The sequence below is a fragment of the Asanoa sp. NPDC050611 genome (assembly GCF_040654855.1).
Classification (GTDB): Bacteria; Actinomycetota; Actinomycetes; order Mycobacteriales; family Micromonosporaceae; genus Asanoa.
On sequence record NZ_JBFAIU010000064.1, the window covers coordinates 1 to 15,474 of the forward strand.

15 protein-coding genes and 1 pseudogene are annotated in these 15,474 nt (G+C 70.9%); 3 read left to right on the plus strand and 13 right to left on the minus strand.

Features of this window, described 5'->3' with window-relative positions; genetic code table 11:
* The 11 genes and pseudogenes from AB0H87_RS12840 to AB0H87_RS12890 all read right to left on the minus strand — a co-directional run.
* Window positions 1–366: pseudogene (locus AB0H87_RS12840) on the minus strand (hypothetical protein); the annotation flags it as partial.
* Window positions 367–387: 21 nt separating this feature from the next.
* A complete protein-coding gene (locus AB0H87_RS12845) occupies window positions 388–681 on the minus strand; it encodes a DUF202 domain-containing protein (protein ID WP_360143367.1) in 294 nt (97 codons plus the stop codon).
* The gene (locus tag AB0H87_RS12850) at window positions 678–1,031 is read right to left on the minus strand and encodes a DUF202 domain-containing protein (protein WP_360143370.1); all 354 of its coding nucleotides are present in this window, start codon (window positions 1,029–1,031) and stop codon (window positions 678–680) included. The genes AB0H87_RS12845 and AB0H87_RS12850 overlap by 4 nt, the downstream gene beginning before the upstream one ends.
* Window positions 1,024–1,899, minus strand: coding sequence for a formylglycine-generating enzyme family protein (locus AB0H87_RS12855; protein ID WP_360143458.1), 876 nt, complete (start codon window positions 1,897–1,899; stop codon window positions 1,024–1,026). Before AB0H87_RS12855 ends, AB0H87_RS12850 begins: the two co-directional genes overlap by 8 nt.
* Before the next feature lie 101 nt (window positions 1,900–2,000).
* Complete coding sequence (locus AB0H87_RS12860; protein WP_360143373.1) at window positions 2,001–3,497, minus strand: arylsulfatase; 1,497 nt, start codon at window positions 3,495–3,497, stop codon at window positions 2,001–2,003.
* Window positions 3,494–5,122: a hypothetical protein gene (locus AB0H87_RS12865; RefSeq protein WP_360143376.1), complete on the minus strand. Its 1,629-nt coding sequence runs from the start codon at window positions 5,120–5,122 to the stop codon at window positions 3,494–3,496. The genes AB0H87_RS12860 and AB0H87_RS12865 overlap by 4 nt, the downstream gene beginning before the upstream one ends.
* A gap of 20 nt (window positions 5,123–5,142) precedes the next feature.
* Window positions 5,143–6,543 carry a sulfatase gene (locus tag AB0H87_RS12870; protein WP_360143380.1) on the minus strand — a complete coding sequence of 467 codons (1,401 nt, stop codon included), beginning with the start codon at window positions 6,541–6,543 and terminating at the stop codon, window positions 5,143–5,145.
* On the minus strand, window positions 6,540–7,424 hold the full coding sequence (locus AB0H87_RS12875) for a carbohydrate ABC transporter permease (RefSeq protein ID WP_360143383.1): 885 nt from the start codon (window positions 7,422–7,424) through the stop codon (window positions 6,540–6,542). Before AB0H87_RS12875 ends, AB0H87_RS12870 begins: the two co-directional genes overlap by 4 nt.
* The gene (locus tag AB0H87_RS12880; RefSeq protein ID WP_360143386.1) at window positions 7,421–8,326 is read right to left on the minus strand and encodes a sugar ABC transporter permease; all 906 of its coding nucleotides are present in this window, start codon (window positions 8,324–8,326) and stop codon (window positions 7,421–7,423) included. The genes AB0H87_RS12875 and AB0H87_RS12880 overlap by 4 nt, the downstream gene beginning before the upstream one ends.
* Window positions 8,323–9,723 carry an extracellular solute-binding protein gene (locus AB0H87_RS12885; protein WP_360143389.1) on the minus strand — a complete coding sequence of 467 codons (1,401 nt, stop codon included), beginning with the start codon at window positions 9,721–9,723 and terminating at the stop codon, window positions 8,323–8,325. The genes AB0H87_RS12880 and AB0H87_RS12885 overlap by 4 nt, the downstream gene beginning before the upstream one ends.
* A complete protein-coding gene (locus AB0H87_RS12890; protein ID WP_360143392.1) occupies window positions 9,720–10,148 on the minus strand; it encodes a hypothetical protein in 429 nt (142 codons plus the stop codon). The genes AB0H87_RS12885 and AB0H87_RS12890 overlap by 4 nt, the downstream gene beginning before the upstream one ends.
* Before the next feature lie 21 nt (window positions 10,149–10,169).
* Here AB0H87_RS12890 and AB0H87_RS12895 point away from each other — a divergent pair, with 21 nt between their 5' ends.
* The 3 genes from AB0H87_RS12895 to AB0H87_RS12905 all read left to right on the plus strand — a co-directional run bounded on the left by AB0H87_RS12895 (window position 10,170) and on the right by AB0H87_RS12905 (window position 13,640).
* The gene (locus tag AB0H87_RS12895) at window positions 10,170–10,823 is read left to right on the plus strand and encodes a hypothetical protein (protein ID WP_360143395.1); all 654 of its coding nucleotides are present in this window, start codon (window positions 10,170–10,172) and stop codon (window positions 10,821–10,823) included.
* Window positions 10,824–10,929: 106 nt separating this feature from the next.
* Entirely contained in the window at window positions 10,930–12,768 is a 1,839-nt protein-coding gene (locus tag AB0H87_RS12900; protein WP_360143398.1) for a LamG-like jellyroll fold domain-containing protein, read from the plus strand.
* A 77-nt stretch (window positions 12,769–12,845) separates the two neighbouring features.
* Window positions 12,846–13,640: an SDR family oxidoreductase gene (locus AB0H87_RS12905; RefSeq protein WP_360143401.1), complete on the plus strand. Its 795-nt coding sequence runs from the start codon at window positions 12,846–12,848 to the stop codon at window positions 13,638–13,640.
* Here AB0H87_RS12905 and AB0H87_RS12910 read toward each other — a convergent pair.
* On the minus strand, window positions 13,637–13,999 hold the full coding sequence (locus AB0H87_RS12910; protein WP_360143404.1) for a hypothetical protein: 363 nt from the start codon (window positions 13,997–13,999) through the stop codon (window positions 13,637–13,639). The two genes, AB0H87_RS12905 and AB0H87_RS12910, sit on opposite strands and share 4 nt — an antisense overlap.
* A 10-nt stretch (window positions 14,000–14,009) precedes the next feature.
* On the minus strand, window positions 14,010–15,446 hold the full coding sequence (locus tag AB0H87_RS12915; protein ID WP_360143407.1) for an alpha-amylase family protein: 1,437 nt from the start codon (window positions 15,444–15,446) through the stop codon (window positions 14,010–14,012).
* Window positions 15,447–15,474 lie beyond the last annotated feature (28 nt).

Sequence of the window (15,474 nt, forward strand, 5' to 3'; positions counted from 1 at the left end):
GGCGGAGAGCTCGTTCGCCTGGAAGGTGCTGACGGCGTTGACGAGCTCCGCGAGCGCCGAGGTCGAGGGCGCGGCCCGGAACCCGGACGCGACCGGCTCGCCATGCACGGAGGCGAGCACTGCGCCGAGCGTGTCGACGTCGCCCTCGCAGATCTCGTTGAGCGTGACGACGTCGGGCCGGGTCTCGCGGATGACGCGGGCGGCGACGTCGATCGACCGGCCGGTGTAGCAGGCGGCCTGCCCGCTGGCGCACAGGTTGAGCTGCAGCAGCCGCACGGCCCGCGCGGGCGGCACCACCGACCCGCCGAGCAGAGCCGCGGCCGCCAGCAGCACGGTGACGAGCAGGAACCACCGCCGGGACGCCATCGCGGAGCAGTCTAGAAAAGATCAGGCGGCCGCGAACACCCCTGCGACGGCCAACACGCCACATACCGTCGCCAGGCCGGTGAACAGCAGCAGCGCCCGGGGCCGCGGCGCCGTGTCCGCGGCGCCGATCCGTCGGCGGCGTCGCCACAGCGCCTGCGAGGCCAGCCCGAGCGCGGTCGCCGCACCGACGAAGAGCAACGGCTCCCCGGTGTGTACGCCGAGGCGGAGCAGCAGGACGGTGGTCACGAAGGCCACGGCGGCGGTGCGGGTCCAGGCCAGCGCGGTGCGTTCGGTCTGTAGCCCCGGGCGGCTCACGAGACCACCGCGAGCACCACCAGGCCCGCGCCGAGGATCCCGATCACGCCCGAGACCACCGCGAGCAGCGGGGTGAACGGCAGCGGTCGGTCGTTGCGCATCGCACGCTGCACGGCGGACCAGCGCCGGTAGGCGATCACCGGCAGGACGGTGCCGCCGATCGCCAGCACCGCCGCGAACGCGGTCCGCAGGCCGGACAGCGCCGAGCTGGGCAGGAACTGGATGACCGCGATGGCGCCGGCGAGCAGGGCCAGGGCCGTGCGGATCCAGGCGAGGAACGTACGCTCGTTGGCCAGCGAGAAGCGGTAGTCGGGTTCCGTGCCCTCGCGCTGCCAGCGCGGTTCAGCCACGGCCGGTGTCCGGTTCGTCGATCGCGCACCGGAAGCCGGCGTGTCCCGTGGTGCTGTCCGGTGTGGACGACGTGCGGGCCGAGACGCGGTAGCGGTTGCAGTACGACTCGTGGCAGAGGTAGGACCCGCCGCGCATCACCCGGGTCGTCCCGGTGCCTGGGCCGGCGGGGTCCGCGCGGGTCTCGGCCGACGCGGCCGCGTGCCAGTCCGCGCTGAACCAGTCCGCACACCACTCCCAGACGTTGCCGGACGTGTTGTAGAGGCCGTACCCGTTGGGCCGGAACGCGTTGACCGGCGCGGTGCCGAGGTGGCCGTCGGCGCCGGTGTTCTGCCGGGGGAACGTGCCCTGCCACGTGTTGCAGCGGTGCTGGCCGCGCGGCGTGAACTCGTCACCCCACGGGAAGCGGGCCCGGTCGAGGCCGCCCCGGGCGGCCTTCTCCCACTCCGCCTCGGTCGGGAGCCGCTTGCCCGCCCAGGCCGCGTAGGCCGCCGCGTCCTGCCACGAGACGTGCACGACGGGGTGGTTGGCCCGCTTCGCGACCGCGGAGCCCGGACCTTCCGGTGCACGCCAGGACGCGCCCTCGACCGGCAGCCACCACGGCGCACCCGGCACGTGGCCGTCCAGCACCCGGTGCGCCGCCTCGCCGCGGACGAACGCGTGGAAGACGTACGACCAGCCGAACCGTTCGGCGTCGGTGACGTGCCCGGTCGCCTTGACGAACGCGGCGTACTGGGTGTTGGTCACCGCCTTGGCGTCGATCCGGAACGCGGCCACCGACACCTCGCGGACCGGACCCTCGCCATCGTCGGGAAACGTGTCCTCGTCGTCGCTGCCCATCCAGAACGTGCCTGCCGGGATGCGCACCATGCCGCGCGCCGCCTCAGCCGGGTCGACCGCCCGCGCCGGGAGCGACAACGCGACGGGCGCGGGGCCGCGGTCACCGCCGCCCGGCGCACAGCAGGCACCGCTCACGCCGGCACCTGCACGTCGAACGGCAGGCCGCTGCTCTCGTCACGGCAGATCGCGCGCAGCTGGTCGTAGAGGGAAGCGACCACGTCGGGCTCGGTGGCCCACAGGTCCGTCGTCTCGCCAGGGTCGGCGTGGACGTCGTAGAGCTGTCCCACCGGGTGCCGCGCGTCCCACGGCGGGTTGCTGTGGGCCTTGCCTGAGCCTGACGCGAAAAGCGCGTCGATCGACGGCTCGGAGAAGCCGCCGCCCGAGCCCGGCGCGAAGACCGCCTTCCATCGCCCGGCCCGCAACGCGAACCGGCCGCCGAGGCTGTGGTGCACGATCGGCCGGTCGGCCGGCGGGGGAGCGGCGTCGCCGGTCAGGGCGCCTAGGACGTCCCGCCCGTCCTCGGCGGTGCCGGCCGGCAGCGTAGCTCCGGCCGCGGCGGCCGCGGTGGGTAGCACGTCGGTCAGGCAGATCGGCGCGTCGAGCACGGTGCCGGCCGGGATCCGGCCGGGCCAGTGCGCGACGAACGGCTCGCGGTGGCCGCCGTCCCAGAGGTCGCCCTTCTGCCCGCGCCAGTCGCCGTTGGGGCGGTGCACCGAGACGTCGCCGTCGTCAGTGAAGATCATCGGTGCACCGTTGTCGCTGGTGACGATCACCAGCGTATTGTCGCGCTGACCACGGGCATCGATGGCGGCGACCAGCTGCCCGACCATCCAGTCGACCAGGCACACCCCGTCGGCGCGGTCGCCTAGACCGGACGCGCCGCGGACCACGGATGGCGGCACGTTCGGGCGGTGCGGCGCCGACGGCGTGACGTAGCAGAGGAACGGCTGGTCGGTCGGCACCGTCGACAGCCAGCGGACCGCCTCGCCGACGAACCGGACATCCGCCTCGTCCTCCCGGAAACCGGGCACCTGCAGGCCGGGCCGCTGTTCGGTGAGGTACTCCGCCTTCTCCCGGTCCGGCACGCCGACCGTGCGGTCCTGGTCGATGAAGGCGTACGGCGGCATGTCCAGCGACCCGGCGATGCCGAAGAACCGGTCGAAGCCGAGGGCGGTCGGGCCGCCGGTGACCGGGGCCGTGTAGTCGATGTCGTGCCCGAAGTCGGTCTTGACGTCGTCGTGCAGCGTGGCCCCGGGCGCGAACGCGTCCCGGACGGAGCCGTCCCGGTGCCGCCACCCGAGCCCGAGGTGCCACTTGCCGAACGCCCCGGTGGCGTAGCCGGCGTCGCGCAGCACCGAGGCGAGCGTCGGTCGGGACGGCTCGATCAGCGCCGGGCCGTGGCCCATCAGCACGAAGTTCTTCAGCGGCCCGCGCCAGGCGTAGCGACCGGTCATCAGCGCGTACCGGCTGGGCGTGCAGACCGCGGACGCCGAGTGCGCGTCCGTGGCCCGCACGCCGCCGGCGGCCAGTGCGTCGATGTGCGGTGTGGGGATCTTCGACCCGTAGCAGCCGAGGTCACCCCACCCCATGTCGTCGGCGAGCACGACCAGGATGTTGGGCTGGTTCACGTGCGGCAGCTCCCATCGGTGCTGCGGTAGATCCGTACCGCGTTGGTGGTCGCCGGGTCGATGTCGAAGGTCCCGGCGTTGTTCAGGCACGCGCCGTTGGCGTACACGTTCTGGAAGTTGATGTTGCGCATCTTGTGCGTGCTGTCGATGCCCCGCACGATGTTCGGTTTCGTGTACGTCGTGTACGCGTGGATGTTCCGGAAGATGAGCTGCTCGATCTCACCGTATCCGAGCGAAGGGTCATACCATTTGTTGTTGTCGATGGTGAGGTTGAACAGCCGGAAGGTGGCGTTCTCGACCCGGATGTCCTCGAAGAGATAGCGGGAGAGCGTGCCGCTGCCGGCGTGCAGCGCGCGGAAGATGCCGGACTTCTCGATCTGGTAGTGCTCGGCGTGGATGACGTCGTTGTCGTAGACGTGGAACGTCGAGTTGTCCTCGTGGATGTTCCAGCTGATCATGAACGGCGCGCCGTTCTCGAGCTGCCAGATCGTGTTGTGCCGGGCGATCGTGTCGCCCCAGAACAGCTTGACCGAGTCGTCGTTGGACTTGACGAAGTTGTTCTCCAGCACGCTCTTGTTGCCGCCGACCATCCCGTCGGTGCTGTACCACCAGGACATCGTCTTGACATTGTGGATGGTCGTGTACCGGGCGAGCGCCCGGACGTTGAAGCGGGGAGCGTCGACGAACGTGACGCCCTCCACGAGGAGGTTCGACGAGGTCTGGTCCGCGATGTCGATCATCCCGGGCTGGTTCTTGTTCAGATCCTGGTTGCCGGTGTCCATGAACAGGCCGGAGATGATGCCCCGGCCCTTGATGGTGACGTCGTGCACGGCGCCGGTGGCGATGAACGCGGCGGACACGAACGCGCCGCCCGCCACGTAGATGGTCTGCCCGGACAGGATCGGCTGGCTCGACCCGACGTTGTGGACGCCGGGCCCGAAGTAGCGCACGTTCGGGTCGCTCGGCGACGGCACGTCCACCTCCGGCGGGTTCGCGAACACCAGCATCGGGTGGAGCACCGGGTTGTGGATCTCCGGCTGGAACTCGACGGACAGGTTGCCCGGCCGGGTCACGGTGAACGTGCACGTGTTGCCGGCGAAGCTGGTCGTGACCGCCGCCGAGTAGGGCCGCACCAGGCAGCCGGACGCGCCCGGGGTGTTCTTCGTGACCCGGACCGTCACCGCACCGGAGAACGAGAACGACGTCCAGGACGTGTCGGCTTCCCGGTTGGTGTCGGTCTTCTTGGCGGTCGACCTGTAGACGAACGACGGCACCGGGCCGCCCGCCTGCGCGACGGTGACCGCGTACTGGTCCGAGGCCGGGATCCCGGCCGGCCCGGGGTACGTGGTGAGCTGGTCGGGCGTGCCCGGTGCCGGGTCGATGTCGCCGTAGGGCAGGGTCGCCCGGTGCGCGGCGATCTCGTCGACGGTGGCCGCCGTCGACGCGGTGATGCTGTCGGCGATGTCGTCGACCACGGGCACGGTCCCGTTGATCGGGGTGACCGTGCCGGCGAAGTCGTACTGCTGGCCGCTGTAGGGCGGCCCGTCCGCGCGGGCGGCGCCCGCCGGCAGCAGGGCGGCCACGAGCGCGGCGACGGCGATCAACGGGCGGAGGTTGCGTGGCATGGGCGTACCCGCTTCCTGTCTCAGCCGAATCGGCGTTGGAACTTGGCTTCCGGGTCCCACTCGTTGAGCCCGGCCGCCCCGAACGCGGGCGCGAGGACGTAGTGGTCGTAGGTCTCGGCCAGCCGGGACCGCAGCAGCGCGTGGTGGCGGGCCACCTCGTCCGCGTGCGCCGGGTCGTCGACCAGGTTGGTCATCTCGTAGGGGTCGTTCTCGAGGTCGAAGAACTGCCAGGGCCGGCCGCCGTGCGCGTCGCCGAGCACCGTGTACTTGTAGCGGCGGGTCCGGACGCCCCGCCAGGTCTCGTCGTGGAACGGCAGCCCGGGCCGCATCTCGGCCACGAACTCGAGCAGCACGCCGTCGCGGTCGATGCCCGCGGCCTCCCCCCGCACCAGCGGGCTCAGGTCGATCCCCGGCTTCGGGTCGCGCGGTGCGACTCCCGCGAGCCCGAGCAGCGTCGGGAACAGGTCCTCGGTGCAGACCGGGTCGTCGACCACGGAGGCAGGCGTGCCGGCGCCGGAGACGATCAGCGGGATGCCGAGCGACTCCTCCCACGGCCGTTGCTTGGCCAGCAGCCCGTGCGAGCCGAGCAGCTCGCCATGGTCGGCCGTCAACGCGATGATCGTGTTGTCGAGCTGTCCGTTGGCCCGGAGCGCGGCCACGAGCCGCCCGACGTTGTCGTCGAGGTTCTCGATCATCGCGTAGTAGACCCGCAGGTCGTCGATCACGTCCCGGCCGTGCGGCCCTCGCTTGTTGTAGTCCTTGCCCAGGTCCACGTTGTCCCGCAGCACGATCTCGCGGTCCCGCCAACGCTCCAGATAGGACTCCGGTGCGGTGAAGATGGGGTGGGGTGGCTCGACCGAGAGCACGGTCGCGAACGGCCGGTCGCCCACCTCGTCCAGATGCGAGATGGCCAGGTCGAACAGCCCGTCGGTCTGGAACCCCTCGATCTTGTGCGGGGTCGGGTCGTCCTCGTTCCAGTAGTACGTGTCCCACGGGTCGTTGCAGATGTCGAACCCGCCGAACCGCTCGAACCGGCCCTGGAACGGCCGCGGCACCGGCGTCCGGGACGCCTTGACGACGTTGTGTCCGGGGTAGTGGCCGAAGTTGCCGTAGAGGTGCCACTTGCCGAACAGCGCGGTCGCGTAGCCGGCGTCGTTGAGCTCGTCGGCCAGGGTCCGCTCGGCGGGCGACATCCGCCACTCGATCGACGGGATGAACCGCGTGTGGGCGTACTCCCCGGTCATGAGCGTGAACCGGTAGGGGACGCAGACGGGGTACGTGGAGGAGGCGGCGTCGAACCGGGTCCCGGCGGCCGCCAGCGCGTCGATGTTCGGCGTGCTGACGTTCGGATCGCCGTAGCAGCCGAGCGCCGCACGGCGGAGCTGGTCCGAGATGATCAGAATGACGTTGGGCCGGCTCACTTGATACCTCCGGAGGTCAGGCCGCTGACGAACTTGCGCTGCAGGGCCAGGAACAGCACCACGACGGGCGCCAGCATGAAGATCGCCGCCGCGCTGGTCAGGCCCCAGTCGGTGGAGTTCTGGTCCTGGAAGGCCAGGAAGCTGGTCGACACCGGCCGCAGCTCGGGCGTGTGGATGAACGTGATCGCCCAGAAGAACTCGTTCCAGGACCAGAGCGCGACGATCAGCGCGACGGTCAGGAAGCCGGGCCAGGCCAGCGGCAGCACGACCCGCCAGGCGATCTGCAGGCTGGACGCGCCGTCGAGGCGGGCGGCCTCGGTGAAGTCCGGCGGGATCTTCAGCAGGAACGAGCGCAGCAGCAGCGTCGCGAACGGCGCGTCGGTGGCCCAGTAGATGATGATCAGCCCGAACAGGTTGTCGGTCAGGTGCAGCTGGGTCCAGAGGAAGAACAACGGCACCAGGAAGAGTTGTACGGGCAGCGCGCTGCCGAGGAACAGGTAGCCGATGACGGCGCCGCCGCCGGGCACCTTGAGCTGGCTGAGCGCGAACGCGGCCAGCCCGGCGATCACGCACGTGCCGAGCACCGAGCCCGCGCAGATGATCAGGCTGTTGCGCATGGTCGTGGCGAAGTCGCCCTGCGACCACGCGGTGGTGAAGTTGTCGAGCGTGAACGAGGTCGGCGGCGCGAGCGGGTTGCTGCCGATCTCGGCGTTGTTCTTGAACGCGTTGAACAGCACGGCGACCAGCGGCCCGACCGCGAACAGCGCGAGCACGACCAGGATCAGGTAGTAGGTGCTGCCCCGCAGCCCGAAGCGGCGGCGACGCGGCGCCGGCGGCGCCACCCCGGAAGATGCCGGCCGCTGCAAAGTCGTGGTGCTCATGAATCCTCCCAGCCCTTGCGGCGCATCCACTGGTAGACCGCGAGGATCACGGCGGTCACGAGCGTCATCGACAGCCCCAGCGCGGCCGCGTAGCCGGCCTCGTACTCGTTGAACGCCTGCTTGTACATCAGCGTCGAGACCACCTCGCTGGACCCGGCGGGGCCGCCCTGGGTCATGATGAAGATGTAGTCGAACGCCTTGAGCGACCAGATCACCGTCATCAGCACGATGAACACCATCGTCGGGCGGATGCCCGGCAGCGTGATGTGGCGATACTGTTGCCAGTTGCTCGCACCGTCCACTTTGGCCGCGTCGTACAGCGACGGGTCCACGCCCTGCATCGCCGAGAGGAAGATGACCGCGAGGAAGCCCCACCAGTGCCAGTCGACGACGAAGTTGACGCTGTAGAGCGAGGTGCGGGTGTCGCCGAGCCAGGACTGGTCGGTGCCCAGCAGGTGCCCGATCCCGCTGGTCGGTGAGAGCAGCATCTTCCACACCGCGGCGTTGACCACGCTGGCCACCACGTACGGGATGAAGTAGAGCGCGCGGAACAGCATGGAGAAGCGCTTGACTTGGCTGAGCAGGTAGGCGCCGAGCAGGCCCATCGCCATCGGCACCGACAGGAACAGCACGAACCAGATCAGGTTGTGCAGCAGAGCCTCGTGCACCTTCGCGTCGCCGAACGCCTCGACATAGTTGTCGAGGCCGATGAAGGACGCCGGGCCGAGACCGGACCAGTCGGTGAACGAGTAGTACACGGTCGCCACCGACGGCCCGGCCACGACGACCAGGTTGAGCAGGAGCAGCGGCGCGAGGAACGCCCACCCGACCACCGCCGCGCGCCGCCGGGCCCGGCGGGCGCCCGACGGAGCCTTGGTGGTGGGCGCGGCGGTGGCGGTCACTTGCCGGGCCCCTTGGCGGGCAGCTGCGGCAGGTTCCCGTCGGCCTTCTCCTCGGTGAACATCTTGTCGAGCTGCGCGCAGTACGCGGCCGGCGTCAGCTTGCCGGTCAACACCTGCTCGAGGCCCTCGTACACGAAGACGTCGGTCTTCGGCGGCCACCAGGTCCAGGTGACGAAGCCGTAGTCGCCGGCCGCGACCGCCTTGTTGATCTCGGTGAGCGCCCGGCCCGACCGCGGGTCGATGCTGCTCGGGATGTCGCCGTCCGCGAAGTCGATCGGGATGTTGTACGTCGACGGCACGTCCGCCATCCGCTGGAGCGCGGCGGTCTTGTCGCCGTAGTACCAGTTCAGGTACTCGGCCGCGGCGTCCTTATTCTTGCTCGCCTCGTTGATCGCGAACGAGCCGCCGATGCCCAGCGGGAACATGCCGGCCTTGACCTCAGCCCGCAGCGGCGGGGTGGCCATCCAGTCCCATTCGTTCTCGTTCTTCGCCTTGGCGCCGAAATACTGGCCGACCTGGCTCATGAACCAGTTGCCCTGCGGGATCATGGCGACCTTGCCCTTGCCGAAGTTCGCCCCGATCTCCTGGGACGGGACGGCGAAGTACTTGTCGACGCTGCCGCCGATCCAGCCCTTGTCGAAGTAGCCCTTGATCAGGTTGACCGCGTCGACGAACACCGGGTCGGTGAACTTGGTCTCGCCGGTGAGCGCCTGGCGCAGCGCGTCCGGGCCGGAGTAGTGGTTCCAGAAGACCGTCATCAGCCACTCGCCGGCGGCCTTCCAGTCGACGTTCGACGATCCGAACGGCACGATGCCCTGCCCGGCGGCCTCGGTGGCGAGCGCCTCCAGCGACGCCCGGTCCGTCGGCTGGCTCCAGCCCTTCTGCGTGAACAGCGTCTTGTTGTAGTAGAGCAGCATGGTGTCGACGCGCATCGGCAGCGCGTACAGCTTGCCGTCGGTGGTGAACGCGTCCATCGCCCAGCTCGACAGTTTGTCCTTCAACCCGAACTTCTCGACGTACGGGTTGAGGTCGGCCAGCAGGTGCGCCTTGCTCCAGGCGATCGTCTGCGTCGCGCTCGGGCCGCGCACGATGTCGGGGCCGGACCGGGACTGCAGCGCGGTCTGCACCAGGCGGCGCAGGTCCTCGCCCTTGTAGAAGGTGGTGTTGAGGTCGATCTCCGGCTTGGCCTTCTCGAAGGCGGCCACCACCTTCTCGGTGAAGTACTTCTGGTTGGCGTCGCCCTGGATGTCGAGCCAGAGGTCCACCTTGCCGGTGCCGGTGCCGGCGGATCCGCCGCTGTCGCCGCAGGCGGCGAGCAGGAGGCTCGGGCTGGACAGGCCGAGGGCGGTCAGCCCCGCACCGGCGAGGAACCGCCGGCGGGACAGCGATGCGGTCATGATGCGTCGTCCTCCGAGGGAATGGGTTGGATCTGGACGGCCTGCGTGGCGGTGCGTCCCTGCTCGATCAGCAGGGCCACGCCGCCGCAGGACAGGGCGGTGTCTTCGAGGTCGAACAGCGGCTCGCCGTCGACCTGTGCGGTGATCCGGGAGCCGGTGACCCGCAGGCGCAGCTGATGGGTGTCGCCGAACTCCCAGGGGTACGCGCGGCTGGCGAGCACCAGCGGCGCCGGGCCGTCGAGGTGGCGGACCAGCTCGACGCGTCTGCGGCCGGCCAGCCGCAGGGCGTAGTAACGGCGCAGGCCCTGCACGCGGGCGGCCACGCCGGCGGCCTCGGCCAGGTGGGGCGTGACGTCGGCGGTGACGGCGTAGTCCCGCCACTCGCGGGCACCCTGGATGAGCAGCCCGGTGCCGCGGTTCTGCACGATGCGGAACGGCTCGGGCCAGTGCGGGTCCCAGCGGTCGACGGCACCGGCGTGGTCGGCGTCCTGCGCAACGGCACCGGCCCGACCGCCCTGCTGCGCGCCGACATGGACACGCTGCGGGTGCCGACCGCGGCGGTCCTGCCCACGTGCGGGCACGACGTGCACGTCACCTGCCTGCTCGGCGCCGCGGCGCAGCTCGCACACAGCCGGGCGACCTGGCGCGGCACGCTGCTGCTGGTGTTCCGGCCCCTGGCCCTGCGGCCCGGGCCGGCGTTCGCCGCGGCGGACACGCCGCGCGTCGTGCTCTTCGCCCGCGGCGTGCACGGGCCGTCGCCGGAGGGGTCGGTCGTGCTTTCCGCCGCGACCGTCCTGCCGCCGCACGGCATCGGGTCCCGGGAGCCCACTGTGGTCACGGTCGGCTCGGTGCGCGCCGGAACCGCGGCGAGCGCGGCGCTGCTGGTCAGCACGCGGACGCACGACGACGAGGTGCGCGACCGGCTGCTGGCCGCGATCGAGCGGATCCTCCGCGGCGAGCCCGCGCCGCGCGAGCCCGAGATCACCACGATCGGGTCGTTCCCGGCGTTCGTCGACGACCCGGCCGCCGTGACCGCCGGCGTCCGCGCGCTGGTCGCGGCCGCCCGCGCCCGGCTCCCGGCGAACCGCCCAACGGGCTGACAGCGAGGTTTACGGGCTATTCGGTCGGCGTTCGCCCGTCGCCGTGATCCTTGTTCGCGGTTGGCGCGCCTACTGGGCCCGGATCAACCGTTGACAAGGAGCCACCATGTCTTTGACACCGAGCCGGCGCAGCCTGCTCGCCGGCGCCGGTCTGGCGGGCGCCGGTGCGGCCGTCGCCGCGTTCGTGCCGGGCACCGCGAGCGCCAGCAGCGCCAAGAGCGCCGGGAAGCCCGACACCGAGCACCCGCGGTTCACGCTCGCCGTCATTCCCGACACGCAGTATCTCTTCGACACCGACCGGGGTGACCCCGCGCCGCTGACCGCGACCTTGCGCTGGATCCAGGAGCGCCAGGCCGACGAGAACATCGTCTTCACCGCGCACCTCGGCGACATCGTCGAGAACGCGCTGGCCAGCGAGCTGACGGCCGCGGGCGAGGTGTTCAAGGTCCTCGACCGTCGGCGTACGCCGTACAGCGTGCTCGCCGGCAACCACGACATCAACCCGAACACGACCGACCAGCGCGGGCCGAGCCCGTACCTCGACGTCTTCGGACCGGCCCGCTTCCGCCCGCTCGCCACCTATCGCGGCGCCACGCCCGACGGCTACAACACCTACCACGTCTTCCGGGCGGCCGGTCGCGAGTGGCTGGTGTTCGCCCTCGACTGGCGGCCCTCCGACGCCACGCTGGCCTGGGCCAAGGGCGTTCTGAAGGCGCACCCGCGTACGCCGGTGATCCTGACGACCCACGACCTCGCGTTCGCCGGCGACGACGGCGCCGCGCAGATGTCGGACCACGGCCGCCGGCTCTGGGACGGGCTGGTCAAGGACAGCGACCAGATCTTCCTGACGCTGAACGGCCACTACTGGCCGCCGGGGCGGACCGTCCTCGAGAACGCCGCCGGGCGGGACGTGCACGTGCACATCACCAACTACCAGGACCGCTACTACGGCGGCGGCGCGATGCTGCGGCTGTACCACTTCGACCTGGCCCGCGACACGATCGACGTCGAGACGATCTCGCCGTGGATCCTCGGTCAGGAGCCAGCGGGGCGCAACGAGCTGGAGCAGCGCGAGATCGAGCTGACCGACCCGACCAACCGGTTCAGCATGGCGATCGACTTCGCGGCGCGCTTCGCGGGATTCGCGCCGGTGGCGCCGCGGCCGCCGCGCGGGCCGGCCGCGGTGCTCACCAAGGGCACGGTCGCGTACTGGCGGTTCGACCAGGGTCGCGCCGACGGGACCGCGGTCCCCGCGGGCTTCCGGATCCAGGACCTGTCCGGCCAGGGCAACCACCTCGAGCGGGTCACGATCGCCGGGAGCGCGGCGGAGACGCTGCGCTGGTCGGCCGAGCACGACGGCGACCAGCCGGCGCACGCCAGCCTGTTCTTCGACGGCGGCAAGAAGCCGGCGCGGGGCGCCTACCTGCGTACGATCGACGGCGCGCCGATCAACGACGCGACGTTCCCGAACGGCTACACGATCGAGGCGTTCGTCAAGCTGCCGGAGGACGTCCGCAGCACCAACCACGCGTGGATGAGCATCCTGAGCCGGTTCGGTGCCGGCGCCGACACGGGCAAGACCGGCGGCGACCCGGCCGAGCCGATCGCCACGCTCAGCATGTCCGACGGGATGGCGTTGCAGTGGGCGGTCTTCCCGCTCAACCAGAACGACATCGCCACGAACTGGGGCCACGAGATGCGGGCCGGGCAGTGGTTCCACGTCGCGGTGGTCAACGACGGGCGGAACACGACGCTGTACGTCGACGGCGCGGAGCTGCTGCGCAACCCGTCGACGCCGGCCAAGGGGCTGTCGACCTCGCACGAGCCGTGGTTCCTCGGCGCCTACCACTACGACCGGATCGTCGAGTCGGCCTTCTACGGCTGGATCGGCGACGTGCGCGTCGTCGACCGGGCGCTGCCGGTCGACAAGTTCCTGCGCGCCTGACGAACGGACCCGGGTCCGCGGTTTTCGCGCCGCGGACCCGGTGGCGGGTTCGGCCCGCGCAGTTCATGATCTAAGCCATGCGACGGTTCGACGGGCGGGTGGCGTTGGTGACCGGGGCGGCGCACGGCATTGGCCGCGCCGTCGCCGCCCGGCTCGCCGCCGAGGGTGCGGCGGTGGCACTGGCGGATCTGGACGAGGACGCGGTGCGGGCGGCCGCCGCCGAGCTCGGTGGCGACGCGCTGCCGCTGGTGTGCGACGTGACGGACCGCGCGACCGTGGACGCGGCGGTGGCGGCGGTGGTCGCCCGGCACGGCCGCTTGGACGTGCTGGTCAACAACGTGGGTGTCAGCCTGGGCACGCCGTTCGAGGAGATCGACGAGGCCGCGTGGCGCGGCGAGGCCGGCCCGACCCTGCACGGCGCGGTCGCCTGCATCCAGGCGGCCCTGCCGCAGCTGCTGACCGCACCCGCAGGCGGCAGCGTGGTGTCGATCGGCTCGATCAACGGCCTGGCGGCGTTCGGCGACCTGGTCTACTCGACGGCGAAGGCGGGGCTGCAGAGCCTCACCCAGAACCTCGCCGTGCTCTACTCGCGCCGTGAGCTGGCCAAGCAGGGATCGCCCTCGCTCGGGGTGCGGTTCAACATCGTCGCGCCCGGAACGATCCGGACGCGGGTGTGGACCGGCCGCGGGCCGGAGCGACTGGCCTTGTTGGACGACCTGGCGAGCCGTTACCCGGCCGGCCGGGTGGGCGAGCCGGAGGACATCGCGGCCGCGGTCGCGTTCCTGGCCTCCGACGACGCGTCCTTCGTCACGGGCGTGGTGCTCCCGGTCGACGGCGGCGCGATGACGGGGCCGCTGGGCCTCGGCTTCTAGTTCCCCAGCCAGCGCAGGGCGGCGTCCGGGGTGTCGTCGGGCCGGCTGTTGAAGGCGATGGCCGCGCCCGGCGCGTGGAGCCGCACCAGGTTGACCACCTTCTCGAAGAACTCGAGGTAGGGCTCGTGCTTGCGGATGCCGCCGCCGACCACGACGCAGGCGTAGTCGTTGCTGGTCAGCGCCGCGACGATCGTCTTCTCCGCGGCGTCGTCGACCGCGACCAGGCACATGTCGGCCGCGATGCCGAGGTCGGCGAACCGGGCCTCGCCGCGCGCGATCGCGGCCTGGACCGGTGCCGGGTCCCACTCCTCGAACATGGCGGGATCCAGGCCGATCACGAGCACACGCCCCGATGCCATGGGGCCAACACTAGGGCAGCTTCGCGCCGATGTGCAGGGCCACCGCGTCGTGCGCGGGGATGTTGGCGGCGAACCAGCCGCCGCCGTCGACCGTGATCACCGGGCCGGTGCAGGTCGAGCCCGTGCGTTCGCCGTGGATGACGTCGCAGTAGCGGCCCGCGGGGAGGTTCGAGTCGTACGACCGGCCGTTGATCGCACCGTCCTCGTCGTTGATCGTGAGGTAGCCGGCCGAACCGCGCCCGAACGCGATGTGGTTGTTGCCGTTGTCGTACCAGTTGACCACCGGCGTGCCCTCGACCGCGTTGCGGAACGCGACCATGTTGGCGATCACCTGCCAGCGGTGCTCGCAGCGCCAGCCGCCGCTGAAGCAGGTCGCGTTGTTCGTGCGGCCGCTCGCGTCCGACGGCGGCCCCTGGTCCCGCGAGCTGAACTCGTAGCTGGACATCACGGTCGGCGAACCGTAGGGCCACGCGAGCATGAACGCGTTGGCCAGGGCGTAGCTGCCGTTGTCGCGATAGGTCAGCACACCGGCGACGTCCCGCTGCGTGTCGTGGTTGTCGACGAACACGGCCGCGGACCCGGCCGGCAGGTAGCCCCACGCCTCGCCGAAGTCCCGCAGGTAGGCCAGCCGCTCCGACCGGAACATCCGGGCGAGGTCCTTGCCGTACCGGAACTCGTGCACGTCGCCGTTCCCGGTGTACTCCCCCGGCGTGATCGGCTCGCCGGCACCGAAGATGACCTCCTGCACGATGTACGCGGACCGCGACAGCCGCCCCTTGATGTTGGCGATGTCGGCGGCCGCCATGTGCTTGCTCGCGTCCATCCGGAACCCGTCGACCCCGAGGCTCAGCAGGTCGTTGAGATAGGCGGCCAGCCGCCCGCGCACGTAGTCGGCGCCCGTGTTCAGGTCGGCCAGGTTGACCAGCTCGCAGTTCTGCACCTCGTACCGGTCGCCGTAGTTACGGATGTCGTCGTTCCCGTTGCGGCCACAGTGGTGGAAGTCCTGCGTCTGGTAGATGCCGGGATAGGTGTAGTGGCTCCAGGCCGACCCGGCCCACCCGGGACCGGTCTTGTCCTCGTTGGCCATGTGGTTGACGACGGCGTCGACGATCACCTTGACCCCGGCGGCGTGACAGGCGCTGACCATCGCGGCGAACTGCGCCCGGGTCCCCTTGCGCGACTCGATCCGGTAGCTCACCGGCTGGTAGGCGACCCACCACTCCTGGCCGCGCACGTGCTCCTGCGGCGGCGAGACCTGGACGTAGCCGTAGCCGCGCGGCCCGAGGAAGCTTGTGCACTCGTTGCCGACCGAGACCCAGTTCCACTCGAACAGGTTCGCGATCACCCGCCGCGGCCCCGCCGGCGCGGCGGCCGCCGGCTGGCCGACCGGCACCACGAGCGACGCCGCGACGACCGCGGCCACCAAGAGCCGGGCGAGAGGCTTCATCACGGGACCTCCGAACATCGACAACCGC